Annotated in this window: 23 protein-coding genes; 16 read left to right on the top strand and 7 right to left on the bottom strand. The window is 70.1% G+C overall.

Annotated elements, in window-relative coordinates; all coding sequences use genetic code 11:
- Positions 1–147 precede the first annotated feature (147 nt).
- Together ACFCVM_RS07705 and ACFCVM_RS07700 are read left to right on the top strand one after the other, a co-directional pair.
- Complete coding sequence (locus ACFCVM_RS07705; RefSeq protein WP_375835533.1) at positions 148–1359, top strand: sensor histidine kinase; 1212 nt, start codon at positions 148–150, stop codon at positions 1357–1359.
- The gene (locus tag ACFCVM_RS07700) at positions 1356–1967 is read left to right on the top strand and encodes a DNA-binding response regulator (RefSeq protein ID WP_375835532.1); all 612 of its coding nucleotides are present in this window, start codon (positions 1356–1358) and stop codon (positions 1965–1967) included. Before ACFCVM_RS07705 ends, ACFCVM_RS07700 begins: the two co-directional genes overlap by 4 nt.
- Before the next feature lie 31 nt (positions 1968–1998).
- Here ACFCVM_RS07700 and ACFCVM_RS07695 read toward each other — a convergent pair whose 3' ends face one another.
- Positions 1999–2580, bottom strand: coding sequence for a TetR/AcrR family transcriptional regulator (locus ACFCVM_RS07695; RefSeq protein WP_375835531.1), 582 nt, complete (start codon positions 2578–2580; stop codon positions 1999–2001).
- A 96-nt stretch (positions 2581–2676) separates the two neighbouring features.
- Here ACFCVM_RS07695 and ACFCVM_RS07690 point away from each other — a divergent pair, with 96 nt between their 5' ends.
- Positions 2677–3300, top strand: a complete 624-nt coding sequence (locus ACFCVM_RS07690) for an NAD(P)-dependent oxidoreductase (RefSeq protein ID WP_375835530.1) — start codon at positions 2677–2679, stop codon at positions 3298–3300.
- A gap of 47 nt (positions 3301–3347) precedes the next feature.
- On the opposite strand, the gene ACFCVM_RS07685 is transcribed toward ACFCVM_RS07690, so the two are convergent.
- On the bottom strand, positions 3348–3635 hold the full coding sequence (locus tag ACFCVM_RS07685; RefSeq protein ID WP_375835529.1) for a DUF1905 domain-containing protein: 288 nt from the start codon (positions 3633–3635) through the stop codon (positions 3348–3350).
- Positions 3636–3850: 215 nt separating this feature from the next.
- Between ACFCVM_RS07685 and ACFCVM_RS07680 the strand changes: the two genes are divergently transcribed.
- Positions 3851–4063, top strand: a complete 213-nt coding sequence (locus tag ACFCVM_RS07680; RefSeq protein ID WP_375835528.1) for a hypothetical protein — start codon at positions 3851–3853, stop codon at positions 4061–4063.
- Positions 4064–4132: 69 nt separating this feature from the next.
- On the opposite strand, the gene ACFCVM_RS07675 is transcribed toward ACFCVM_RS07680, so the two are convergent.
- Positions 4133–5227, bottom strand: coding sequence for a hypothetical protein (locus ACFCVM_RS07675; RefSeq protein ID WP_375835527.1), 1095 nt, complete (start codon positions 5225–5227; stop codon positions 4133–4135).
- A gap of 136 nt (positions 5228–5363) precedes the next feature.
- On the opposite strand from ACFCVM_RS07675, the gene ACFCVM_RS07670 reads away from it, so the two are divergent.
- The 3 genes from ACFCVM_RS07670 to ACFCVM_RS07660 all read left to right on the top strand — a co-directional run bounded on the left by ACFCVM_RS07670 (position 5364) and on the right by ACFCVM_RS07660 (position 7362).
- Entirely contained in the window at positions 5364–6065 is a 702-nt protein-coding gene (locus ACFCVM_RS07670) for a hemerythrin domain-containing protein (protein ID WP_375835526.1), read from the top strand.
- 225 nt (positions 6066–6290) lie between these two features.
- Positions 6291–6803 (top strand): methylated-DNA--[protein]-cysteine S-methyltransferase, encoded by a 513-nt coding sequence (locus ACFCVM_RS07665; RefSeq protein WP_375835525.1) that lies wholly within the window; start codon positions 6291–6293, stop codon positions 6801–6803.
- A 121-nt stretch (positions 6804–6924) separates the two neighbouring features.
- Positions 6925–7362 (top strand): hypothetical protein, encoded by a 438-nt coding sequence (locus ACFCVM_RS07660; protein WP_375835524.1) that lies wholly within the window; start codon positions 6925–6927, stop codon positions 7360–7362.
- A gap of 26 nt (positions 7363–7388) precedes the next feature.
- Here the strand turns inward: ACFCVM_RS07660 and ACFCVM_RS07655 are convergent, their stop codons facing one another.
- A complete protein-coding gene (locus ACFCVM_RS07655) occupies positions 7389–8201 on the bottom strand; it encodes an MOSC domain-containing protein (RefSeq protein WP_375835523.1) in 813 nt (270 codons plus the stop codon).
- Positions 8202–8263: 62 nt separating this feature from the next.
- Between ACFCVM_RS07655 and ACFCVM_RS07650 the strand changes: the two genes are divergently transcribed.
- Entirely contained in the window at positions 8264–8638 is a 375-nt protein-coding gene (locus ACFCVM_RS07650; protein ID WP_375835522.1) for a VOC family protein, read from the top strand.
- A 24-nt stretch (positions 8639–8662) separates the two neighbouring features.
- Here the strand turns inward: ACFCVM_RS07650 and ACFCVM_RS07645 are convergent, their stop codons facing one another.
- Complete coding sequence (locus tag ACFCVM_RS07645) at positions 8663–9109, bottom strand: pyridoxamine 5'-phosphate oxidase family protein (RefSeq protein WP_375835521.1); 447 nt, start codon at positions 9107–9109, stop codon at positions 8663–8665.
- A 114-nt stretch (positions 9110–9223) separates the two neighbouring features.
- Here ACFCVM_RS07645 and ACFCVM_RS07640 point away from each other — a divergent pair, with 114 nt between their 5' ends.
- Entirely contained in the window at positions 9224–9763 is a 540-nt protein-coding gene (locus tag ACFCVM_RS07640) for a MarR family winged helix-turn-helix transcriptional regulator (protein ID WP_375835520.1), read from the top strand.
- On the top strand, positions 9760–10626 hold the full coding sequence (locus ACFCVM_RS07635; protein WP_375835519.1) for a 3-hydroxyacyl-CoA dehydrogenase: 867 nt from the start codon (positions 9760–9762) through the stop codon (positions 10624–10626). Before ACFCVM_RS07640 ends, ACFCVM_RS07635 begins: the two co-directional genes overlap by 4 nt.
- Positions 10627–10657: 31 nt before the next feature.
- Here the strand turns inward: ACFCVM_RS07635 and ACFCVM_RS07630 are convergent, their stop codons facing one another.
- Positions 10658–11620 carry a transcriptional regulator TrmB gene (locus ACFCVM_RS07630; protein WP_375835518.1) on the bottom strand — a complete coding sequence of 321 codons (963 nt, stop codon included), beginning with the start codon at positions 11618–11620 and terminating at the stop codon, positions 10658–10660.
- Positions 11621–11757: 137 nt separating this feature from the next.
- On the opposite strand from ACFCVM_RS07630, the gene ACFCVM_RS07625 reads away from it, so the two are divergent.
- On the top strand, positions 11758–15669 hold the full coding sequence (locus tag ACFCVM_RS07625) for a S8 family serine peptidase (RefSeq protein WP_375835517.1): 3912 nt from the start codon (positions 11758–11760) through the stop codon (positions 15667–15669).
- Positions 15670–15744: 75 nt separating this feature from the next.
- On the opposite strand, the gene ACFCVM_RS07620 is transcribed toward ACFCVM_RS07625, so the two are convergent.
- Complete coding sequence (locus tag ACFCVM_RS07620; protein WP_375836679.1) at positions 15745–17022, bottom strand: nitrate/nitrite transporter; 1278 nt, start codon at positions 17020–17022, stop codon at positions 15745–15747.
- Between the two features lie 210 nt (positions 17023–17232).
- On the opposite strand from ACFCVM_RS07620, the gene ACFCVM_RS07615 reads away from it, so the two are divergent.
- The 5 genes from ACFCVM_RS07615 (at position 17233) to ACFCVM_RS07595 (ending at position 22687) form a co-directional block, all read left to right on the top strand.
- Positions 17233–18249 (top strand): LacI family DNA-binding transcriptional regulator, encoded by a 1017-nt coding sequence (locus ACFCVM_RS07615; protein WP_375835516.1) that lies wholly within the window; start codon positions 17233–17235, stop codon positions 18247–18249.
- Positions 18250–18363: 114 nt separating this feature from the next.
- Positions 18364–19629 carry an ABC transporter substrate-binding protein gene (locus tag ACFCVM_RS07610; protein ID WP_375835515.1) on the top strand — a complete coding sequence of 422 codons (1266 nt, stop codon included), beginning with the start codon at positions 18364–18366 and terminating at the stop codon, positions 19627–19629.
- 7 nt (positions 19630–19636) lie between these two features.
- On the top strand, positions 19637–20602 hold the full coding sequence (locus ACFCVM_RS07605; RefSeq protein WP_375835514.1) for a carbohydrate ABC transporter permease: 966 nt from the start codon (positions 19637–19639) through the stop codon (positions 20600–20602).
- Entirely contained in the window at positions 20595–21461 is an 867-nt protein-coding gene (locus ACFCVM_RS07600; protein ID WP_375835513.1) for a carbohydrate ABC transporter permease, read from the top strand. Before ACFCVM_RS07605 ends, ACFCVM_RS07600 begins: the two co-directional genes overlap by 8 nt.
- Before the next feature lie 11 nt (positions 21462–21472).
- Positions 21473–22687, top strand: a complete 1215-nt coding sequence (locus ACFCVM_RS07595) for a Gfo/Idh/MocA family protein (protein ID WP_375835512.1) — start codon at positions 21473–21475, stop codon at positions 22685–22687.
- Positions 22688–22719: the final 32 nt, after the last annotated feature.

Genomic DNA, 22719 nt, shown 5'->3' with positions numbered 1-22719 from the left:
GAGTGTGAAGCTGCTCGGTCGGTGCCGGATGGCGTGGTTCAATCCTTCGCGGTGGGGCACCGCGGCGGCAGTGCCGCGGTGTCAGGCGATCGCGTGGGAATCCGCACCTCGGACCGTGACAAATGTCACTGCCCTAGGCTCGAATCCATGCCCGCCGAACCCGCCCGCAGTGTGCAGACCACGTGGTTGTACACGCTCGGGTCGATCGTCTTCTTCTTCGGATTCCTCGACCTCGTCGTCGTGCTGTCGATGCTCGAGACCTACTTGCGCACCGACGACGTCGTCACGGCCGTGCTCGTCGTGCTGCTGCTCGTCGCGTCGGCGATGCAGCTGCGGTACTGCTGGTTCCTGCGCGTCGGTCGCGGCGGCGGCCTGCCGAACCCGTGGTGGACCGCGTCGCTCGTGGTACCAGCACTTGCCGTCTGGGTGCTCGGCCTCTTCTCATCGGGCAACGAGCTCGCGGCCGCGGTGCCGCTCTGGGCGGCTGCCTCCCTCGTCGCCTGCCTGCTGCCGAAGCCGCAGCGGCGCCTCGTGCTGCTCGTCGGCCTCGTCACGGTCATCGCGCACCCGATGCTCGCCACCGCCGTGACGGGGGTGCCGTTCTCATTCGGGCGCAACTCCGACACGTGGATGATCGCCATCTTCGCCGCGATGCTGCCGATCATGCTGCTCACGAGCATGTGGTGGTGGGAGGTCGTGGTGCAGCTCGACCGGCATCGCCGCACGGCCGCCGAACTCGCCGTGACGCAGGAGCGACTGCGCTTCGCCTCCGACCTGCACGACATCCAAGGGCACCACCTGCAGGTCATCTCCCTGAAGTCCGAGCTCGCCGAGCGCATGCTCGAGATCGACCCGGCCGCCGCCCGCGAACTCGTGCACGAGACCCGCCTCATCGCGAAGCAGGCCCTTGAAGAGACGCGCTCGCTCGTCGCCGGCTACCGGCACGTCGCCTTCGACGACGAGCTCGAGAACGCCCGCGAGGTGCTCACCGCGTCGGGCGCCGAGTGCACCCTGCGACTCGGCCAGCTGCCCGCCGACGCCCTCGCGCAGAGCGCGCTCGCGTCGGTCGTGCGCGAGGCGACGACCAACATCCTGCGACACAGCGAGGCCACGACGGTGACGATCGAACTGACGACGACGGCCGAGCGCACGGAGCTCGCGATCGCGAACGACGGCGTGCCGGTGGCGGATGCCCCGGCGCCCGGCCTCGCCGCCTTGCGTGCCCCGGGCTCGGGGCTCGCCGGCCTGCGCGAGCGGCTCGCCGCCGTGGGCGGCACGCTCGAGACGTCGACGGATGCCTCGCGCGCCCGCTTCGAGCTCCGGGCCACGGTGCCCGTGGGTGCGCGGGTGACGGCATGAGCGGCGGCATCCGCCTGCTCATCGCCGACGACGAGCACCTCATCCGCGGCGCCCTCGTCGCGCTCCTGAATCTGGAGCCCGACATCGAGGTCGTCGCGAGCGCCGACAACGGCGTGACCGCCGTCGAACTGGCGATCGCGACCGCGCCCGACGTGTGCCTGCTCGACCTCGAGATGCCGCACGCCGACGGGCTCGAGGCCGCCGCGCGAATCCTCGCCGAGGTGCCGACGCGCGTCGTGATCGTGACCCGGCACGCGCGCCCAGGTGTGCTGCGGCGCGCGCTGGCGTCGAAGGTCTCGGGGTTCGTGCCGAAGTCGACGCCCGCCGAAGACCTCGCGCACGTCATCCGCGACGTCGCAGCGGGGCGCCGCTACATCGACCCCGAGATCGCCGCGACCGCGCTCACGGCGGAGCGCTGCCCGCTCACCGATCGCGAGCTCGACGCGCTGCGCTTCAGCCGCTCGACGACGAACGTGCAGCAGATCGCCGAACGCCTGCACCTCGCGCAGGGCACCGTGCGCAATTACCTGTCGTCGGCTATGACGAAGCTCGACGCGTCGTCGCGGCACGAAGCCGCCGAGAAGGCGTGGCAGCAGGGCTGGATCTGAGGGCTGCGCACGCGCGGTGCGGCGCTGCCGATCAGGGCGCGAGCCCCGGCACGAGCATCTCGACGCTGCGCTCGGCGAAGGCCGCGGCATCCGTCACTTCGCGCTCGCCTTCGTACGCGGCGAGGAATGCGCGGTGGAACGCGACACCCACGATCAGCCGAGCGGCCGACTCGAGATCGGCATCCGCGCGGATGCGTCCGGTCGCCTGCTCCTCGCGGAGCAGGCGTGCAACGAGTGGCACGACCCTCTCGGGGCCGTAGCCGCGCGCACGCACTCCCTCGCGATGCTCGGCGAGCAGTTCGGGCGCGCCGAAGATCGACGCCGACATCGGAAAGGTGCGCGTGAAGAACGAGAGCAGCGCGGTCACGATGCCCGCGAGCGTCTCGGGCAGCGCACGGTCGGTTGCTTCGGGCAGTTCGATGCGCGGCATCCGCTCGGTGAGCACGGCGAGGAAGAGCTCCTGCTTGTCGGCGAAGTGCTTGTAGATGAGCGCTTCGGAGCACCCGGCGGCGCGGGCGAGCTCGCGGGTCGTCGCGCCGACCACACCACGATCGACGAGCACGATCGCGGCGGCGTCGAGGATGCGGTCGCGGGTGGTGGGGAGCTGCGGCATCCTGGCCTTCCACTTGACAGGTGAGTGTTTGCTCACCGTATCATCGAAGCGGGTGAGTAAATGCTTACTCACCCGACTTCGACCGAGGGATGAGTCATGAGAATCGCAGTACTGGGAGCTTCGGGCCGCACCGGCGGCCTCATCGTCGACGAGGCGCGAGCGCGGGGCCACGAGGTGGTCGCGGTCGTGCGGCGACCGGCATCCGCGCCGAGCGGCGCCACCGAGCGCATCGCCGAGGGGCGCGACGCCGACGCGCTCTCCGCCGCGCTCGAGGGCGTCGACGCTGCGGTGTTCGCGATCGGGCCGACCTCGGCCAGCACCGACCACACCGTGATGCGCGAGAGCATGCCGGCACTCGTGACCGCCATGCGCGCCGCCGACGTGCGACGTCTCATCGTCGTCAGCGCGAGCGGGCCGTTCAGCGACGGCGACGACCCGTTCCTGAGGTTCGTCGCGAAGCCGATCGTGCAGCGCATGCTGCGCGAGCCCTTCTCCGACTTCGTCGCGACCGAGCCCGTCGTGCGATCGAGTGCGCTCGACTGGACGATCGTGCGACCGCCGCAGCTCAAGGACGGCGAGGCGCGCGGCCGCTACCGTCGCGCGAACGGCGGGGGAGTGCCGTTCGGCATCTCGATCCGCCGGGCCGACCTCGCCGCCGCGGTGCTCGATGTGCTCGACGACGACGCAACCGTCGGGGCGACGATCACCGTCGCGGCGTAGGCGAAGGACGGTGCGGCCGCGCGGTCGTGCCGGTGCTCGGCGTCGGGTCAGCCGTCGAGCACGTCGAGGTCGACCTCGATCTCGTCGCCCTCGCCGATGCCCTCGGCTTTCAGCACGGCCTTCTTGAGCGGCAGCGCGTAGGTGTCGCCGCCCGGGAAGATCGAGGTGCTCCAGGTCGTGCCGCCGACCGTCGCGACCACGCGCACGGAGTCGAAGCCGCGCGGCATCCGCGGCTGGTCGGAGATGTCGGCGCTCGGCTCGGGCGGCACGTCGACGAAGAACCAGTTGCGTCGCGCGGTCCATTCGTAGATCTCGGCGGTGAAGCGGATGCGCATGTCGCGATCGTACTCGTGGCCGATGAGACCGGCGCCGCGACGTCAACCGGGCGCGTCTAAGGTAGGGCGGTTCATCTGAGGTGGCCGGCGCCCGTCTGAGGTGCTGATTCCCGCCGAAGATGAGGCACTCGCCCGATACGCACCCCCTACCTCAGCGAGGAATCTGGTCTCAGTGGCCGGAACCCGGCCCAGCAGGTCTCGAAGGGATCGGAATCATGAACCTCGCATACGGCTACGTTGCACAGACGCTGCAGATGCACGACGAGCTCGACGCGGGTCGCCTCAACGAGCGGCGTCGGAACGCCGCCGACCGCCGAGCGCTGGAGGGCGAGCGCGCCGACGGCGGTCACGGCCTCGCAGGCCGGTTCGCCGAGTGGCGTCAGGGCCGCTCGCGGCAGCGCATCCACGGCCTCCCGGCCGCGCACTGATCGGGCGACCGTCTCGGTCGCTCCTGGTCCGGCCCCGCCTCATGGGCGCGGGCCGGAGTTCTGCGTCGGTCAGCCGGCGGCCGCGATGACCTCGCGGTGCAGGGCGAGCAGGCTCGCCGTGCGGTCGGCCGGACCGCGGCCGAAGCCGCACTCGGTGCCGATGCCGAACGAGCCGACGCCCGCGGCCGCGAACGCCTCGCGGGCGGGAGCGATGCGGGCGAGTGCACCGTCGACGCCGTCTTCGTGGTGCACGAGGCCGAGGAACGGCGTCGTCCCGGCGGGCAGCGCCCACCCCGCCAGCGGCGCGAAGTACGCGGCATCCGCGCGCTCGATCGGCACGGGCAGGTGCACCCAGTCGATGGGCCGGTCGAGCTGGGCCCCGAGGGCGTTCGCGACGGCGACGAGTTGGCCCGCGTCGGTCGGCTCGACGAAGTGCTTCTCGGCGACGTCGCCGTAACAGAGGTGGAACCCGAGCTGCGCTCCCGCAGGCACGTGAGCGGCGAGTTCGGCGGCCAGCCCCGCGATCGCATCGACGAGCCCCGGGGCCTCCGCGACGCCCTCGGCGAAGAAGGCCTCGAGCGGGCCGCCGCCGAGGCTCACGCCTTCGAGGTAGGCGAACTCGGTCGCCAGGTCGATCTGCACGGCGAGGTCGTCGGCCGGAATCGCCGCGGCGATGCGGTCGACCTCGGCCGCGAGGGCCGCGGCGTACGCCGGGTACACGGCGGCGCGATCGGCCGGCGCGACATACGTCGTGATGGGTGCGAGCGGCGACGGCAGGCACACCTGGAAGCGCGTGCCCGCGGCGATGACGCCCGCGTCGCGCAGTCGTGAGAAGTCCGCATAGCTCGACGCCGCGGCATCCGCGTAGCCGAGCGAGCCGAACTCGAGGTCGGATGCCTCGACCGAGCCGTCGAGCACGAGCGGGCGCAGGTCGAAGCCCGCGACGATGATCGGGTCGATCGGCACGCGGGCGAGCCCGTCGACGGCGTCGAACGCGGCGCCCTGGAACAGGATCCAGTGGAACCGCTCGCCGACCTCGCCGTCGGGGATGCGCGCGAGCTCGCCGCCGAGCTCCGCTGCGACGACGCGGAAGGTCGCCTCGGCGGTGGGCTGGTTGATCGATCCGACGAGGTGAGCACCGGTGACGCGGGGGAGTTCAGGCATCCAGCAATCGTAGATCGGCGCCGCGGCGCATGACGCGAGAGCATGCCGAACACCCCTCGGGCGGGGTCTTGCCGCGGCATCCCGCTCGTCGTAGGGTCGCATGCGACGTCGCCACTCACCGACGATCGGAGTCGACATGCCCGCCACCGCGCTTCCCTCGAACGGCGATCCGCTCGGCCCCGCGAGCGGACCGAAGACCTGCGATGCGAGCGGCATGGCCGAGATCCACCGCTTCTTCCGTGCCGGGTTCGGCGAGGGTCGCGCGCTCGTCGAGGGCGTCAGCGAAGCGGATGTCTCGCATGCCGACGTCGTCGGCGACCACCTCTCGATGCTCTCGGTCGGGCTGCACGCCCATCACGAGGGCGAGGACACGATGCTGTGGGGTGCGCTCGAGCAGCGCGCGCCCTCGTGCGCCGTGCACGTCGCGCGCATGAAGGAGCAGCACGCGCTGATGCTCGTGCACCTGAACTCGCTCGACGCCGCGCTCCCGGCCTGGCGGGCGAGCGGCCGGTCGACGGATGCCGCGGGCGTGCTCGCCGCCCTCGACGGCATCACCGCAGCCCTCGCCGCGCACCTGCCCGACGAGGAGACCAACATCGTGCCCGTCATGGAGGTGACGCTCACGCCCCAGGAGGTCGACGCGCTCGCGGATCACGGCCGCAAGGCGACTCCGAAGGGCAAGACCTTCGTGCAGCTCGGCGCGATCCTCGCGGCGCAGCCCGATGGCGGCGCCGAGTGGCAGCGCACGCACCTGCCGGCGCCGGTGCGGCTCATCTGGCGCGTGGTCGGCAAGCCGAAGTACGAGGCGAATCGCGCCGCGTTGCTCGGGCGGCGGTGATCGGGCGGTCGCTTTCGTCCGGTCACCCCGTGATCGCACGTTGCACTCGTCCGTGGCCGCACTCGACTCGTCGTCCCAGATTCTGTGTGCCAGTTCCTCCTCATCGATGAGGGGGAACTGGCATATCGATTCACGGAACATCACGACTCGATTCGCGGAGCATCATGACTGATTTCCGCTACCGGAGCAGGGCGACGGCGGCCCGGCGAGGGAGATGATGGAGTCATGACCCGACGCCATGCCATGCTGCCGACAGCGCTCGGCGAGCTGCTCGTCGTCGCCGACGGCGAGGCGCTGGTCGGCATCTACTTTCCGGGACACTGGCACCCACCGGCATCCGGTTCGATCGGTGTCGAGGTGGAGGCCCGCGGCGACGCCCTCATGACGCGACTCGGTGCCGAGCTCGCCGAGTACCTCGCCGGCGATCGAGCGGCGTTCGACCTGCCGATGGCGCCGGTCGGCGACGAGTTCCAGCAGGCCGTCTGGGCGATGCTCCGCGACATCCCGATCGGCACGACGACGAGCTACGGCGAACTCGCCGCGCGGCTCGGCGACCGCAACCTCGCGCGTCGTGTCGGCAACGCCGTCGGGCGCAACCCGCTCAGCATCATCGTGCCGTGCCACCGAGTGGTCGGCGCCGACGGGTCCCTCACGGGCTACGCCGGCGGACTCGAGCGCAAACGCCACCTGCTGGAGCTCGAGGGCGCACCGGTCGTCGCGCAAGGGCGGCTCTTCTAGCGGATACCGCCCCCGACACCAACGGGACGCCGGGCCGGAAGGGAATGGCCGCGACGTACAATCGCGGTGAGGGCGAAGCCCCAGGCCGAGATTCCGGCACCGGTGCGACGGAGGGGCCAGGATGTTCCGTTCGAAGAAGAAGCTCGATGATCTGATGGCGCAGCTCAGGCCCGACCTGAGTCGCGAATCGCTCGGCGTCGGGCCCGACTTCCCGGGCGTCGCCCCGAACCCGCTCCTGAGCGGTGATGCGCGGAAGCGCAATGCGGAACTGCGTACGGGCGCGCTCGCGCTCGGCGTTCTCGTCGACTGGCGGGAACTCAACAGCAACCCACGCGTGGTCCTGATGTTCGACGTCGAGACCGCCGACGGCATCTCGTTCCGCGGTATCGCAGACGAAGACCTCACGATCACCGAGCTCACCCGGCTCGCCCCCGGACAGGCGTTGCCCGTGCGCTACCGGCCTGCCGTCATGGACCACTACGTCGCCCTTGCGCGCGACGCGGACCCCGCCCATGTGCAGCAGCTCTCCGACGAGATCGCCGGCCGCAAGCGGACCTGACCCGAAGCCATCGGCCGGGTGCGGTCCTAGGCGTCGGTGACGGGTCGCACCGCGTCGCCGACCGCGATCGATCCCGCCGACTGCGGCACCATGAGCACGCCGAACCACGTCTGGCCGCCCCATCGGCGGTGCTTCGCGAGCGTGCGGATCGGCTCCTTGCCGCGAGTGATGGTCTCGGGGTCGATCGTCGTCATCACGCAGCGGTCGCAGACCTTCGTGATGCGGAAGCGCACCTCGCCGAGGTCGACGAACGGCCAGCCGTCTTCGGCGAACGGCTCGTCGCCGTCGATCACGATGTTCGGCCGGAAGCGCAGCATGTCGAGGTACGGCGTCTCCTCATCAGTCCAGGCGTTGAGCTGGGCGAGCGACGCCTCGCTCGCGAGCAGAACGGGGGCGGAGTCGGCCAGGGTCAGTCGATCCCCGGCGAGGCCGCCGTTCTTCGGGTTCACCGTGCGTTCGCGCGGATCGGGCTGCCAGACGAGTCGTGCATCCATGCCGAGCCGCGCGCTCAGCCAGGCGGCGGCCTCGTCGCCGGCGGGCAGCGCGCTGCCCTGACGCGAGTGGCCGACGGGGATCGGCGCGGCATCCGTCGGGAGGTCGACCCGGAGCGGGTCGCCGGCGCCTCCGCGCTCGCCGAGCAGGAGCCCGCCGTCGGCGAGCAGCTCGGCCGTCAGCGCGAGCATGCCGTTCTTCTCGCGAGCCGTCACCTGGGCGCCGGATGCGTCGACGACGCCCCAACGACGATCGCCCGCGAGACCCCACGGCAGCACCTCGGCTGAGTCGACGTCGAACCCGGCGAACGACTTGACGGGATGGATCCGGAGGCGGGTCACGTGCATTCGAGCATGCTAGCGAACCCCGCCGGGTCGGTCCTGTCGGTGGCCGGTGGGAGCCTTCGGGCATGGCAATCCATGAACATCGCATCCCGCTGACCATCGACTACGTCGAGATCTCCGCCACCGACCTGGCCGCCGCGCAGGCGTTCTACGGCGAGGCGTTCGGCTGGCAGTTCACGCCGTACGGCGACGAGTACGTCGGCATCCGCACGTCGGCCGAGGCCGAGGGCGAAGAGGCCGGCGGGCTCACCCTGGCCGCCGAGATCCCGAAGGGCGGACCGCTCGTGCTGCTCTACAGCGACGACCTCGATGCCACGCTGGCCGCGGTCACCGCCGCCGGCGGCACGGTGATCAACGGTCCGTACGAGTTCCCCGGCGGTCGTCGCTTCCACTTCACCGATCCGAGCGGCAACGAACTCGGCGTCTGGTCCGAGCGGTAACCCGCAACGCGTGCCCCGGCAGGCTCACCAGGCGATGAGCTTGACCGGGGTGACGCGGAGCACGGTGCTGTAGCGCGCGGCCATCGAGGCGGGGGTGAGCTCGAGCGGCGGCAGGTCGTCGGCGTACTTCGCGAAGTAGTCGTCGCCGATTCGGGGCATCCACTCGGGCGAAGCGCCGTCGAACACCTCGACGGTGCCCTGCAGCACCGTCAGCTGCTCCTCGTCGGCGCCCGATTCGAGGTGCACGAGCACCTTCGGATCGCGCTTCGCGTTGCGCACCTTCACGGCGCCCGGTTCGCTCAGCACGATGACGGCGCCGTCGTGCCAGAGGTACCAGACGGGCACGGCGTGCGGAAAGCCGCTGCGGCTCGTGCTCGTGAACCACGCGATGCGCTCGACGGCCAGGCGGGCGAGGGCGCGCGCGTGCAGATCGTCGGCGGGGTCGAGCACGAGCGGTGCGGCGTCGGTCATCGTCTTCCTTCGTTCGGCGTTCTCCGACGCTACCGGGCGCGACGGGTTCAGCCAGATTTGTGTTGCGGAATGCAACAGACAAGCCTATTGTTGCAATAAGCAACAGGAGGAGCCATGGCCAGCGGATCGAACAGCGGAACGCCGACGGAGCGCGGCAGCGCGACGGCCGACATCCTGCGTGCGCTCATCGTCATCAGCCGCCGTGGCGTCGCCGACGCGCGCATCGCGAACATCAGCCTGAGCATGACCGACCAGTCGATCCTCGGCTACATCGTCGACCACCCCGGTTGCCGTTCCATCGACATCGCGCAGGCGTTCCGCCTGAACCGCTCCACCGTCTCGCGTCAGCTCTCGGGCCTCATGAAGCTCGGCGTCGTCAGCGAGAAGTCGGATGCCTCGGGCCGCGGCCGCCCGCTCGAGCTCACCGATTCGGGCTGGGCGGCCTACGACGAGGCCATCGGCATCCTGCAGTGCGTGGTCGACGAGAACCTCGACGGCTGGACCGACGCCGAGGTCGCCCGCTTCGCTCACGACCTGCAGCGATTCAACACCGGCGCCGCGGGGGAGACCCGCCCGCGGCATCCGTTCGAGGCGCCTCCCGCGTCTCACGACAGCGCCCCACAAGGGACGGAAGGAAAGAAGGAACAGCAATGACCGCACTGCGCAACATCACCGTGCTCGGCACCGGAGTGCTCGGCTCGCAGATCGCGTACCAGACCGCCTATCGCGGCTTCGACGTCGTCGCGTACGACATCGACGGTGCCGCGCTCGAGGCCGCGAAGCAGCGCTTCGCCGGACTCGCCGACACGTACGTGGCGGAGGGAGTCGAGGGTGCCGCCGACGGCACGGCGCAAGAAGCCCTCGGCCGCATCACCCGCTCATCCGATCTCGGCGAGGCCGTGGCGAATGCCGACCTCGTGATCGAGGCGATCCCCGAGAACCTCGAGATCAAGCGCTCCACCTATGAGCAGCTCGCGGCGCTCGCTCCAGAGCACACGATCTTCGCCACCAACTCCTCGACGCTGCTGCCGAGCGACCTCGCGTCGTTCACCGGCCGTGCCGACCGATTCCTCGCGCTGCACTTCGCGAACCGGGTCTGGGCGCACAACACCGCAGAGGTCATGGGCACCGAGGCCACGAGCCCCGAGATCTTCCAGGCCGTGGTCGAGTTCGCCGGCGAGATCGGCATGGTCCCGATCGAGATCAAGAAGGAGAAGGCCGGCTACCTGCTGAACTCCCTGCTCGTGCCCTTCCTCCAGGCGGCCGGCGAGCTGCTCGTCGACGGCATCGCCGAGCCCGACGCGATCGACAAGACCTGGCGTATCGGCACCGGCGCCCCGATGGGGCCGTTCCAGATCTACGACATCGTCGGCCTCACGACGGCCTACAACATCTCGATGATGGGCGGCGCGAAGCAGCAGGCGTTCGCCGCGCTCATCAAGGAGCGCTACATCGACCAGGGCAAGCTCGGCGTCGCCACGGGCGAGGGGTTCTACAGCTACCCGAAGGGCGAGTAGCCGCGAGCGCCGGGGTCGCAGCACGCGTGGGTCAGACCCACGACCGTCGCGCGGCCTCGGCGCCGAGCTGTATCCGGGTGGTGACGCCCGCTGTTTCCATGAGCTCGGCGACGCGCCGCTGCACGGTGCGCACCGAGATGCCGAGCTGCGCCCCGGCCGCTGCGTCGGTGAGACCGAGCAGCAGGAGCTTCAGCAGGTCGCGGTCGACCGCGTCGTGCGTTCCCGGCAGTTCGCCGGTCGAGATGAACCCGGTCGAGGTCGCCCAGTACTCCTCGAAGATCGCGATGACGAGGTCGAGCAGGCCGCTCGGATGCACGAGCAGCGCCCCCGATGAACGATCCTCGCCGCGTGAGCGCATCGGCAGCAGCGCCATGTCGTCGTCGGCGATGATGAGCCGCGTGGGCAACGTCGGCAGCACGCGGATCTCTTCGCCGTAAGGTGCGGACTCGCGCGCGGCATCGATGAACCCGGGCCACTCGAGCACCGCCTTCTCGACGATCACGCGATAAGTCACGCCGCGCTCGAGGGCGTCGTCCTCCGCGGTGTTCTGCTCGGCGTCGAGGAATGCCACGTCGCTCAGCATGAACACCCGCACCTGTTGCCTGGCCGACGCCTGCAGCTGGGCGAAACGCTGGCGCACGGCATCCGCACCGATCACGACGTCGACGACGTCGGGCGTCTCCCGCTGGGCCGCCCCGCGCCGGTAGATCTCGCTCAGTTCGACGAGCGCCTCGTGCGCCTGGGTGAGGCGCCGCTCGCGATCGAGGAGCATCGGCTGCAGCGCGAGCGACGGCGGCGAGGCGACGACCCGATCGGGGGCGGACGCCTGCCTCGCGAGCAGGCCGAGTCGCTCGAGCTCGGCGACGATCGCGCCCACCTCGGCGGGCGACTTCGCGACGGATGCCGCGAGCTCGTCGACGCTCGCCGACGGCGACTGCAGGATGAGCCGGTACAGCGCGGTGTGCTCGTCGTCCAGTCCGATCGCTTCGAGCACGAACGCCTTCCGTTCCTCGTCACGCCGATCCGCCGTCGTGGCGGATCGAAGCCATGGCATCTCTCCGCCACCACACTAGCCACCGGCCCGTGAGAGGTTGCTTGGCAAGTCAGTCCGAACGCGTGAGAGGTATCCCTATGCCACGAAGCATCAGACCATCCGCACATCGACGCCGATCGATCGCAGCCGCCATCAGCGGGCTCGCGATCGGTGTCGCCGGCGTCGGCGCGGCCGCACTTCCGGCCATCGCCGACCCGGCCGGGGGCGGCACCCCGCCCCCGGCCTCGACGTCGGCACCCGCCCCGGCGGGCGGATCGCACACCGTCACCCTCATCACCGGCGACCGGGTCACCGTGACCGATCTCGCCGGCGGCACGCACGCGGTCGAGATCGACCCCGTCGACCCCGGCGAGGGGTTCCAGACCCTCGACGTCGCGGGCGAACTGCACGTGCTGCCTCGCGGAGCGATGCCGTACGTCGCTGCGGGCGTCGTCGACGGCGACCTCTTCAACGTCAGCCGGCTCATCGAGTACGGCTACGACGACGCGTCCGTCGATGCGACGCCCGTCATCCTCGAACTCGAGGGCGACGCGGCAGCGCGCAGCTTCGCGGCACCCGTGCCGGGCGTCGCGCTCGGCACGCCGCTCGCGAGCATCGGCGGTGCAGCCGCATCGGCCGATCACGCGAGCGCCGAATCGACCTGGGCCGCGTTGACGGATGCCGCGGCATCCGATGCCCGGAGCTTCGGCGCCGATGAGCCCGACGCGGTGAGCCTCGGCGGCGGCGTCGCGGCGATCCACCTCGACGGCAAGGTGCAGGCGACGCTCGACGAGAGCGTTCCGTACATCGGCGCACCCGAGGCGTGGGCGGCCGGGTTCACCGGCGACGGCGTGACGGTCGCGGTGCTCGACACCGGCTACGACGACACCCACCCCGACCTCGCGGGCCGCGTGCTCGCCGAGTCGACGAGCTTCGTTCCCGACGAACCCGTCTCGGACGACCCCAACGGCCACGGCACCCACGTCGCCTCGACGATCGCCGGAACCGGCGCCGCGAGCGGCGGCACCCACCGCGGCGTCGCCGACGGCGCCGACCTGCTCGTCGGCAAGGTGCTGAGCAACGCGGGCGAGGGCCAGGACTCGTGGATCATCTCCGCGATGGAGTGGGCCGCCGAGCGCGCCGACATCATCTCGATGAGCCTCGGCACGCGGTACGGCGACGACGGCACCGACCTCATGTCGGTCGCGCTGAACGAGATCTCGGCCGAGACCGACGCGCTCTTCATCGTCGCCGCCGGCAACTCCTCGGCACCCGAGACGGTCGGCTCACCGGGTTCGGCCGCGAGCGCGCTCACCATCGGATCGGTCGACGACCCGAGCGGAGAGCTGTCGTGGTTCTCGAGCCAGGGCCCGCTCGTGCGCTCGGGCGCGATGAAGCCCGACCTCGCGGGCCCCGGCAACGACGTGACCGCCGCCCGATCGGCCGACAGCCCGGGCGAGGGCTCGTACATCGGCATGAGCGGCACCTCGATGGCGACCCCGCACGTCGCGGGCGCCGCGGCGATCGTGAAGCAGCAGCACCCCGAGTACACGGCGGCGCAGCTGCGAGCGGCGCTCACGAGCACGGCGACGGATGTCGGGCTCACGCCCTACCAGGTCGGCGCCGGCGTCGTCGATGTGGCCGAGGCGATCGAGGCCGACATCGTGGCTTCGGGTTCCGGCGACTTCGGCATGCTCTCGTGGGGCGAAGACGACGCCCCCGTCACCCGCACGATCGAGTACGCGAACCGCGGTGACGCCGAGGCGACGATCGAGCTGACCGCGACGCTCACCGACACGACGCCCGGCGCGGGCGGCGGCGGTCTCGAACCCGGACGCGCGGCCGCCGAGGCATCCGACGTGCTGACGATGGATGCAGCTTCGCTCACGATCCCGGCCGGCGAGACCCGCTCGGTCACCCTCACCGCCGACCCGGCGAAGGTGCCCGCCGGAGCGCAGCTCTCGGGCACGCTCACCGCGGCGATCGACGACGACACCGTCACGCGCACCGCGCTCGGCATCATCGCCGAGGCCGAGCGCTACGACCTCACCGTCACGGCGACCGACTTCGACGGCGAACCGCTCGCGACCTACGGATGGATCTGGAACGCCGAGACCGGTTGGTACACCTCCTTCGGGGTCGACGGCGAGACCACGCTGCGGCTGCCCGCGGGCCTCTACTCGGTGATGTCGTTCATGGACGTCGCCCGAAACGCCGACACCCAGGCGATCGCGCTCGTCGGCGACCCCGACGTCGTGCTCGAGGGTGCGACGACGGTCGCGTTCGACGCCCGTGCCACCGAGCCCGTCACCGTCGACGTCGGCGAGAAGGGACTCGAGGCGACGGTGCGCCGCATGGACTACCAGGTCGACGGCTTCACCGGCAGCGCCATGGCCCCCGTCTGGGTCGATGAGCTCTACGCGCAGCCGATGGACGCGCCAGAGGCCGAGAGCTTCGACTTCACGACGAGGTGGCGACTGCAGGAGCCGACCCTGTCGCTGAAGGCCGGCAAGGAACAGCTCGACCTCATCGCACAGGCGGGATCCACGCTGCTCGACGGTGAGATCCGCGCACGTGCCGTCGACGTCGGACTCGGCAGCGCCGAGGAGTTCGCGGCGGTCGACGTGACGGGCAAGGTCGCGGTCGTGACCCGCTCCGACGTCGTCTCGGCTCCCGAGCGTTCGGCCAACGCCGTCGCCGCCGGGGCGGCACTGCTCCTCGTCGTGAACGACGCCGACGGCGAGCTCAGCGAGTGGGTCGGCTCCGCCGACTACCTCGCCGACACTCCCATCCCGGTCGCCGCGATCAGCGGCGTGCAGGGTCGACATGTGCTGGAGGCGATCGCGAAGAAGAAGGTCACCGTCGCCGGTGAGGGCATCGTCGACGCCGACGAGATCTGGGACATCGCGCGCTACAGCGACGGCGTCATCCCCGAGAACCTCGACTACCGGCCACGCAAGCTCGCCCGCATCGACACGACGTACTACGGAGCGCCCGCCCTCGTCGGCGAGTTCCGGTGGGACTTCGTGCCGGGCGTCGAGTACGGCACGGGCTATCCGATGCGCACCACGCGCGGCCTCGAGCGCACCGAATGGGTGAACACCGACCAGGTCGAGTGGTACCAGGACGCGACCGTCGTCGACGCCGGGTGGCAGATCCGGGACGTCAAGCGCGGCTACGCGCCGGGCGAGCAGCTCGAGTCAAGCTACTTCGGCGCGATCGTGCGGCCCAACGTCGGCCCGGGCTACTGGGCGCCGAACCGCAGCGGCGACTACGCGCAGGTCAACCTGCCGTCGTGGGCCGACGGCGCGACCCCCGACCGCACCGGTGCGTTCGACACGTACTCCGGCGCTGAGGACCGGTCGCAGCTCATCGAGGTGTACCTCGACGGCGAGCTCGCCGACTCGTCGGCGTACCAGGGTGCGACCGTCTGGGGCATCCCCGACGGCGAGTCCGAGTGGCGCGTCGTCGACACTGCGACGCACGACGGCACGTACCTCGAGTCGTCGACGTCGACCAGGACGGAGTGGACGTTCACCTCGACCGGATCGGCCGACGACCGCGCTCGCCAGCTGCTGCCGATGATGCAGGCGTACTACGAGGTCGACCTCGACGAATCGGGCGTCGCCGGAGCCGGGCGCAAGCGCGGTGCCCCGGTGAAGCTCGAGCTCGAGCTCGGGCACGTCGCCGAGGCATCCGGCATCGCGGCCATCGCCGACGCGACGCTCGAGGTGCGGATCGACGGCGGCGAATGGAAGCCCGTCGCGCTCGACGTCACCTCGGCCGACGGCACGGTCGACGAGCCGTCGGAGGACGGCCCGCCGATGTTCTCCGAGGGTCGCGACGTCGTCACGGCCTACGCCGCGAAGCTCCGGGTGCCCGACGCGGGTGCATGGGTCGACCTTCGAGTGACGGCGACGGATGCCGCGGGCTCGACCTTCACCCAGGAGATCGAGCGGGCGTTCGAGGTCGCTGCGGCGAAGAAGGGCGGCGGGCACGGCGGGCACTGACCGCGACCGAAGAGGTCGCCGGTTGCCGGTGATCCGATGAACGGCTGAGGCTCGAGCGACACCGACGCTCGGGCCTCAGTCGTCGCGGTCGGCGCTCGGCTTCTCGTTGCGCCTGCGGCGCGGTTCGTCGAGCCCGATGTGCACGCGCGTGCGCTTGCGCTCGAAGACGATGAACCCAGCACCGAGCGCCCAGAGCGGCAGTTGGGTGAGGAAGGCCAGGCGGAACGCCGCGAGGCTGTACGTGTCGGGCGTGCCGGCGCCCTGCGCGTCCATCGCGACGCCGATGAGCAGGATCGCGAGCAGCGCGGCGAGGAACCCGCCGACGTTCACGATGCCCGTCGCGGTGCTGAGCCGGTGGCTCGGGTTGTAGGTGCGGGCGTGGTCGAAGCCGATCATCGATGCCGGGCCGCCGGTGCTGAGCGCGAGGGCGAGCGCGAAGAGCAGCCAGAGCGGAGCGGGGCCCGGCCACAGGATGACGGCGAGCCACGCGACGACCTGGATGCCGATGATCGGCAGTACGAGCATGCGCGAGCGCCGCATCGGGTGACGACTCGAGAGCGCCCCGATGACGGGGCCGACGACCATGCCGGCGACGACGTAGACGCTGAAGATGAGCGAGGCCATCGCGGGCGTGAGGCCCTCGCCGACCGTGAGGAACGGGAATCCCCAGAGGAGGATGAACGCCGTGCCCGAGAACGGCGTCGTGAAGTGCGACCAGAACGCGAGCCGCGTCGCCGGGTGCGCCCACGACTCCGTGAACCCCTGGCGGAGGTCGGCCGACGACGTCACGGCTCGAATGGCGCCCGTCCGGGTGTCGACGCTCACGTCGGCGTCGCGACCGGGCGGGCGATTGCGGATCACGGCGAACGTCAGGACGGTGAAGAGCACGCCGAGCCCGGCGAGGCTGCCGAACGCGACGGTCCAGCTCGTGGCGTGCATGAGCGCAGCCAGCGGAAGGATCGCGAGCAGCTGGCCGCCCTGGCCGACGATGCCGGTCAACTGCACCATGAACGGCGCCTGCCGCACGGGGAACCAGACCGCGACGACGCGCAGCACGCTCGGGAAGATCGCCGCATCGCCGGCGCCGAGCAGGATCCGGGCGAGGATCGCGGTGCCGACGTCGGGCGCGAACGCCATCACGAGTTGGCCGGCCGCCATCAGGAACATGCCGATCGTGATGATCGGGCGCGCGCCGAACCGGTCGAGCAGCACCCCGACGGGGATCTGCATCGCGCCGTAGACGAAGAGCTGGATGACCGCGAACATCGAGAGCGTCGAGGCATCCGCGTCGAATCGCACGGCGGCGTCGACGCCGACCGCCGAGAGCGAGGTGCGGTTCGTCACCGAGAGCATGTAGGCGGCGACGCCGACGCCCCACACCAGCCAGAGACGCCATGGGCGCACGGGCTCGGGCAGGATCGTCACGGGCTCCCCACTGCGGCTCATCCGACGACGGACGACTCCGGTCGGTGGTTCCAGCGTATCCCGAGGGGCCGGGCCCGAGCGGCGGTCGTCTGCTCGCAGGCCGGCCGGTGGTCGTCTTCCCACTAGGCTTCTGGGATCATGAGCCGAGCATCGGGGGAGTCGCGCGCGCGAGTGACGCTGCGCGACGTCGCGGCCCATGCCCGCGTCTCGGTGGCGACCGCGTCCTACGTGCTCTCCGGCACGGAGCAGGAGGGGGCGCGGTACTCCGACGAGACCGCCGAGCGGGTTCGGGATGCCGCGGCCGAACTCCAGTACCTTCCCAACCGCATGGCCCGTTCGGTGCGCACCGGGCGAACGGGCGTCATCCAGCTCGTCCTGCACATGCTCGGCGACCCCTGGACCTTGAGCATCGCGGAATCGTTCACCGAGCGGGCACCGGAGCACGGGCTGACGACGTTGATCGCCATGGACTCCGACTTCGCAGCGGCGCTCGCCCGGAGCGAGTTCGACGCGGCGTTCGTGGCGGCCGCCGGCGTCGCGGAGACCGCGCAGTGGCGCGCGGTGCTCGGGCCGCTGGCCCGCAAGGTCGCGGTCTACTCCCCGGTACTCGAGCCCGACGGATTCGACGTGATCCGGTTCGACGATCGGCGGGCCTCGCGGGTGGCGGTGGAGCACCTGCTCGAGCGTCGCCGTCGCGTCGGTTGCCTGGCGGTCGCGGCCGACGTCGACCAGCCACGGGGGAGCGCTCGCCGCCAGGAGTACATCGAGGTGCTGCGCGAGGCGGGCCTCGGTGTCGCCGAGGGCGATATCGCGGAGTACGAGAAGGACCTCCTCGACCCGTATCGGGCGGCCCGCGCGCTGCTCGACCGTGCGGACCGCCCCGACGCCGTCTTCGCCGAGGCGGACTTCGCCGCATTCGCGGCAGTGCACACGGCGCGGGAGCTCGGGCTCCGCGTGCCGGAAGACGTCACCGTCATCGGCATCGGCGACTCGCGGCAGTCCGAGCACGCCGACATCAGCTCGGTCGGTGCAGTGGACATGCGCGCGCGGATCATCGAGTTCGTGCTCGAGCGCGCGCTGGATGCGACGACGCCGACGAACCGGATCCTCGACCTCGAACCGACGCTGTTCGCGCGCGGATCGACGACGCCGTAACCAGCCTTGACGCAAACGTCACATCTTTGCTAGCTTCTGCGTAATCGTTTAAGCAACTTCCGCTGTCCAGCGGAATCGACTGGCGCCGCAGTGCTGCGGCGGAGAGGAATCGACATGCGATCACGAGTCTTCCGGTACGGCATGGGTGTGTTGGGAGCGGCTGCGGCGGCGAGCCTCGTCCTCACCGGCTGCTCCTCCGGCGGCGGTCAGGCCGCCGGCGACGGGCCGGTCACCCTGAACTACACGATCTGGGACCAGAACCAGGAGCCCGCGTTGCGCGAGGCGGCCGACGCGTTCGAGGAGCAGAACGAGAACGTCACGGTCGACATCACCGTCATCCCGTCCGCCGACTACTGGACGAAGATCCAGATGCAGCTCTCGGCGGGTTCCGGACCGGACGTGTTCTGGGTGAACGGGCCGAACTTCCAGCTGTACGCCTCGAACGACCAGCTCGCTCCGCTCGACGACGCGGGCATCGACACCGGTGACTACCCGGAGTCGCTCATCGACCTGTACTCGTACGACGACACGCTCTACGGGGCACCCAAGGACTACGACACGATCGGCGTCTACTACAACAAGGCGCTGTTCGACCAGGCCGGCCTCGAGTACCCCGCCGCCGGATGGACGTGGGACGACTTCGTCACCGCCGCCGAGAAGATCACCGACCCGGCGGCCGGCGTCTACGGCACGGCGGCCGCGCCCTACGGCCAGATGACCTACTACAACACCGTCTTCCAGGCCGGCGGAGAGGTCCTCACCGACGACGCGACGAAGTCCGGCATGGACACGCCCGAGGCGGCGGAGGGCGTGCAGCTCTGGGTCGACCTGATCGAGAAGGGTGCATCGCCGACGCTGCAGCAGCTTGCGGACACCTGGCCCGGCGACACGTTCAGCTCGGGGAAGATGGGCATGTTCTTCGACGGCTCATGGGCCGCCGGAACCTACAGCTCGGCCGAGGCGATCAAGGACGTCGTCGGCGTCGCCCCGCTCCCGGCCGGCCCCGTCAGCGACACGTCCGTCATCCACGGCCTCGCCAACGCGGCATCCGCGAGCTCGAAGAACGTCGAGTGGGCGAAGAAGCTCGCCGTGTTCCTCAGCGGTGAGGAAGGCGCCGAGATCCAGGCGAAGACCGGCACGGTCATCCCCGCCTTCAACGGCACCCAGCAGGAGTGGGTCGATGCGCTGCCGACGATCGACGCGCAGATCTTCCTCGACGAGGTGGCGAACGCGACGCCCCTGCCGATCTCCAAGAACACCGCGGCCTGGATGCCCATCGAGGAGAAGTACATGAAGGAGATCCTCTCTGGGCAGACCGACACCGAGACAGGTCTCGCCGCCATGGCCGAGGAGATCGACGCGAAGCTCGCCGAGGAGTAGGGCGAGCATGATCGACACCGCCATCGACGAGGTCGCCCCGGGCGCTGCCATCGCGCAGCGCCCGGGCGGCCCCGCCGCACCGAAGCGCCGGTCGCACGGCCGCAACCGGGCGTGGTGGGCCCTGCTGTTCATCGGCCCCGCCGGCCTCGGGCTGCTGGTGTTCTACATCTGGCCCATCGCGCGCGGCATCTACCTCTCGTTCCAGAAGGTCGGACCATTCGGCGGCGAGACCTTCGCAGGGCTCGACAACTTCATCACCGTCTTCCAGGAGCCCGACCTCGGACGGGCGCTCGTCAACACCCTGCTGTACGCCGGGATCGCGCTGCTCGGCATCCCGATCGCCATGGTCGTCGCCGTCCTCCTGAACACGCGAGGGCTGCGGTTCCGCGGCCTGTTCCGCGTGCTCTTCTTCATCCCGGTCGTGACGATGCCGGTCGCCGTCGCCCTCGTCTGGAGGCTGCTGCTGAACGTCGACTACGGCGTCGTCAACCTCACCCTCGGTGCGGTCGGGCTCCCCGGCCTCGCGTGGCTCTCCACTCCCTGGGTGAACATCGTCATCCTCGCCGTGATCGGCATCTGGATGGCCCTCGGCACGCAGATCATCATCCTGACGGCCGGGCTCCAGGGCATTCCCGAATCACTGCTCGAAGCCGCAGAGCTCGACGGGGCCGGACCGATCCGCCGATTCTGGTCGGTCATCGCCCCGCTGCTCTCGCCGACGACGTTCCTGCTGTGCGTGCTCAGCGTGATCGCGTCCATGCAGGTGTTCGATCTCGTCTATCTCATGATCGACCGGATCTCGAACCCGGCCTTCGCCCAATCGAAGACGCTCGTCTACCTGTTCTTCGAGAAGGGCTTCATCCAGCACGACCTCGGGGCAGCCGCGGCGATCGCCTGCATCCTGCTGCTGATCATCCTCGGGCTGAGCGCCGTGCAGTTCTGGCTCCAGCGGAAGTGGGTCCACTATGAGTGAGACGACCGCAATCCTCCAGGTCGACGCGGGGCGGAGCCGCTCCGCCGGGCGGTCGCTCGTCTGGGTGTACGTGCTGCTGATCGCAGGATCGTTCTTCATGGTGTTCCCGTTCATCTGGGAGATCCTGACGTCGTTCAAGACCGTCTCCGGCGCCTCGTCGGTGCCGCCCCAGATCTTCCCCGACCCGATCACGTTCCGGGCCTACGACAAGGTCTTCGACACGCTTCCGTTCTGGAACCTGCTCGGCAACTCGGTGCTGCTCACCGTGCTCCGCACGGCCGGCCAGGTGATCCTCTGCACCATGGCGGGGTACGGATTCGCCCGATTCTCGTTCCCGGGCAAGAACTTCCTGTTCGTCGCATTCCTCGCGGTGCTCATGGTTCCCGGCCAGCTGTTCATCCTGCCGCAGTACGAGATCATCCAATCGCTCGGACTCATCGGCACCATCACCGGCATCGCCATCCCGGGTCTGTTCAGCGTCTTCGGCACCTTCCTGCTGCGGCAGTTCTTCCAATCGCTGCCGCTCGACATGGAAGAGGCAGCGCGGCTCGACGGCGCCAACGAATGGCAGATCTTCTGGCACGTGATGCTGCCCCTCGCGAAGCCCGGGATCATCGCCCTCACCGTGCTGACCGCGCTGTGGTCGTGGAACGACTTCCTCTGGCCCCTGGTCGTCGCCGGCAACGTCAACTCGATGCCGTTGAGCGTCGGGCTCAGCCTGCTCACGGACCTGCGGCTGAAGGACGACGCGCTCCTCATGGCCGGAGCGCTGCTGAGCTCGCTGCCGATGATCATCGTCTTCCTGGTGCTGCAGCGCCAGTTCATCCAGGGCATCGCCTTCACCGGGTCGAAAGGTTGAGAAACAGAGATATGGAAAACACACGGATGCCGGTCGGCGTCATCGGATTCGGGGTACGAGCGCTGCTCACCGAGGAGCTCATCGCCCGGCCGGACGTCGAGATCCGGGCCATCTGCGACCCGTCCGAGTCCGCGCAGGTGCGCGCCGGCGAGCAGTTCCCCGAGGCGCTGATCACGGGCGACCTCGACGAGCTGCTCGCCGCCGGCGTCGAAGCCGTGTTCGTGCTGACGCCCGACCACACCCACGCCGAGGTCGTCGGCCGATGCCTCGCCGCCGGAGTCGCCGTGTTCTGCGAGAAGCCGATCGCGATCTCGGTCGAAGACGCCGATCGCATGCTGGAGCTCGCCCGGTCGACCGGTGCCCGGTTGTACCTCGGCCACAACATGCGGCACATGCCGGTCGTCCGCCTGATGCGCGAGATCATCCAGTCCGGTCGCATCGGCCAGGTGAAGGCGATCTGGTGCCGGCACTTCGTCGGCAACGGCGGCGACTACTACTTCAAGGACTGGCACGCCGAGCAGTCGCAGGTGAACTCGCTGCTGCTGCAGAAGGGCGCCCACGACATCGACGTGATCCACTGGCTCGCCGGCGGGTACACCCGGCGGGTCTCCGCCATGGGCGGCGTCACCGTCTACGGCGACCCGGCACTGCACGGCACCCGCGCCGGCGAGATGATGACCGACTGGATCAGCGTCGACAACTGGCCGCCGACGGCGCAGACCGGGGTCAACCCGAATGTCGACGTCGAAGACCTGTCGATGGTCACGATGCGACTCGACAACGGCGTGTTCGCGAGCTATCAGCAATGCCACTACACGCCGGACTACTGGCGCAACTACACCGTGATCGGCACCGAGGGGCGGATCGAGAACATCGGTGACGGACCGGACGGCGTCGTCAACGTCTGGACGAAGCGGCATCCCGGCTTCGCCGCGCCCGACGAGGCGATCCAGATCCCCGAGGCATCCGGATCGCACGGCGGCGCCGACCCGGTGCTGCTCGACGAGTTCCTGCGGTTCGCCCGGGAGGGCGGAGCCACGGAGACGTCGCCGATCGCGGCACGGCAGGCCATCGCGGTCGGCGTGCTCGCCGCCGAATCGTTGCGGAGCGACCAGGGTGCCCGCACCGTGCCGCCGCTCGCGCCGGAGCTGATCCGATACTTCGACGACGGGCAGCCGGGTTCGCACGGCGGCGTCCCCATGGCCGCCACCGTCGCTGAACACTGACCCCCATCCAGCACCATCCAGCACCACCCGGA

This window comes from Agromyces sp. NPDC056389, assembly GCF_042262385.1.
Classification (GTDB): Bacteria; Actinomycetota; Actinomycetes; order Actinomycetales; family Microbacteriaceae; genus Agromyces.
Note: the sequence above shows the minus strand (reverse complement) of the source record. Positions and strands in the feature narration are given on the sequence as shown.

Coding starts and splice junctions, on each gene's coding strand:
- ACFCVM_RS07705 (WP_375835533.1), top strand. CDS start 148: ATGCCCGCCGAACCCGCCCGCAGTGTGCAGACCACGTGGTTGTACACG.
- ACFCVM_RS07655 (WP_375835523.1), bottom strand. CDS start 8,201: ATGCACGTGACCCGCCTCCGGATCCATCCCGTCAAGTCGTTCGCCGGG.
- ACFCVM_RS07645 (WP_375835521.1), bottom strand. CDS start 9,109: ATGACCGACGCCGCACCGCTCGTGCTCGACCCCGCCGACGATCTGCAC.
- ACFCVM_RS07700 (WP_375835532.1), top strand. CDS start 1,356: ATGAGCGGCGGCATCCGCCTGCTCATCGCCGACGACGAGCACCTCATC.
- ACFCVM_RS07610 (WP_375835515.1), top strand. CDS start 18,364: ATGCGATCACGAGTCTTCCGGTACGGCATGGGTGTGTTGGGAGCGGCT.
- ACFCVM_RS07600 (WP_375835513.1), top strand. CDS start 20,595: ATGAGTGAGACGACCGCAATCCTCCAGGTCGACGCGGGGCGGAGCCGC.
- ACFCVM_RS07635 (WP_375835519.1), top strand. CDS start 9,760: ATGACCGCACTGCGCAACATCACCGTGCTCGGCACCGGAGTGCTCGGC.
- ACFCVM_RS07620 (WP_375836679.1), bottom strand. CDS start 17,022: ATGCTCTCGGTGACGAACCGCACCTCGCTCTCGGCGGTCGGCGTCGAC.
- ACFCVM_RS07660 (WP_375835524.1), top strand. CDS start 6,925: ATGTTCCGTTCGAAGAAGAAGCTCGATGATCTGATGGCGCAGCTCAGG.
- ACFCVM_RS07685 (WP_375835529.1), bottom strand. CDS start 3,635: ATGCGCATCCGCTTCACCGCCGAGATCTACGAATGGACCGCGCGACGC.
- ACFCVM_RS07595 (WP_375835512.1), top strand. CDS start 21,473: ATGGAAAACACACGGATGCCGGTCGGCGTCATCGGATTCGGGGTACGA.
- ACFCVM_RS07615 (WP_375835516.1), top strand. CDS start 17,233: ATGAGCCGAGCATCGGGGGAGTCGCGCGCGCGAGTGACGCTGCGCGAC.
- ACFCVM_RS07650 (WP_375835522.1), top strand. CDS start 8,264: ATGGCAATCCATGAACATCGCATCCCGCTGACCATCGACTACGTCGAG.
- ACFCVM_RS07680 (WP_375835528.1), top strand. CDS start 3,851: ATGAACCTCGCATACGGCTACGTTGCACAGACGCTGCAGATGCACGAC.
- ACFCVM_RS07690 (WP_375835530.1), top strand. CDS start 2,677: ATGAGAATCGCAGTACTGGGAGCTTCGGGCCGCACCGGCGGCCTCATC.
- ACFCVM_RS07675 (WP_375835527.1), bottom strand. CDS start 5,227: ATGCCTGAACTCCCCCGCGTCACCGGTGCTCACCTCGTCGGATCGATC.
- ACFCVM_RS07670 (WP_375835526.1), top strand. CDS start 5,364: ATGCCCGCCACCGCGCTTCCCTCGAACGGCGATCCGCTCGGCCCCGCG.
- ACFCVM_RS07665 (WP_375835525.1), top strand. CDS start 6,291: ATGACCCGACGCCATGCCATGCTGCCGACAGCGCTCGGCGAGCTGCTC.
- ACFCVM_RS07605 (WP_375835514.1), top strand. CDS start 19,637: ATGATCGACACCGCCATCGACGAGGTCGCCCCGGGCGCTGCCATCGCG.
- ACFCVM_RS07640 (WP_375835520.1), top strand. CDS start 9,224: ATGGCCAGCGGATCGAACAGCGGAACGCCGACGGAGCGCGGCAGCGCG.
- ACFCVM_RS07695 (WP_375835531.1), bottom strand. CDS start 2,580: ATGCCGCAGCTCCCCACCACCCGCGACCGCATCCTCGACGCCGCCGCG.
- ACFCVM_RS07625 (WP_375835517.1), top strand. CDS start 11,758: ATGCCACGAAGCATCAGACCATCCGCACATCGACGCCGATCGATCGCA.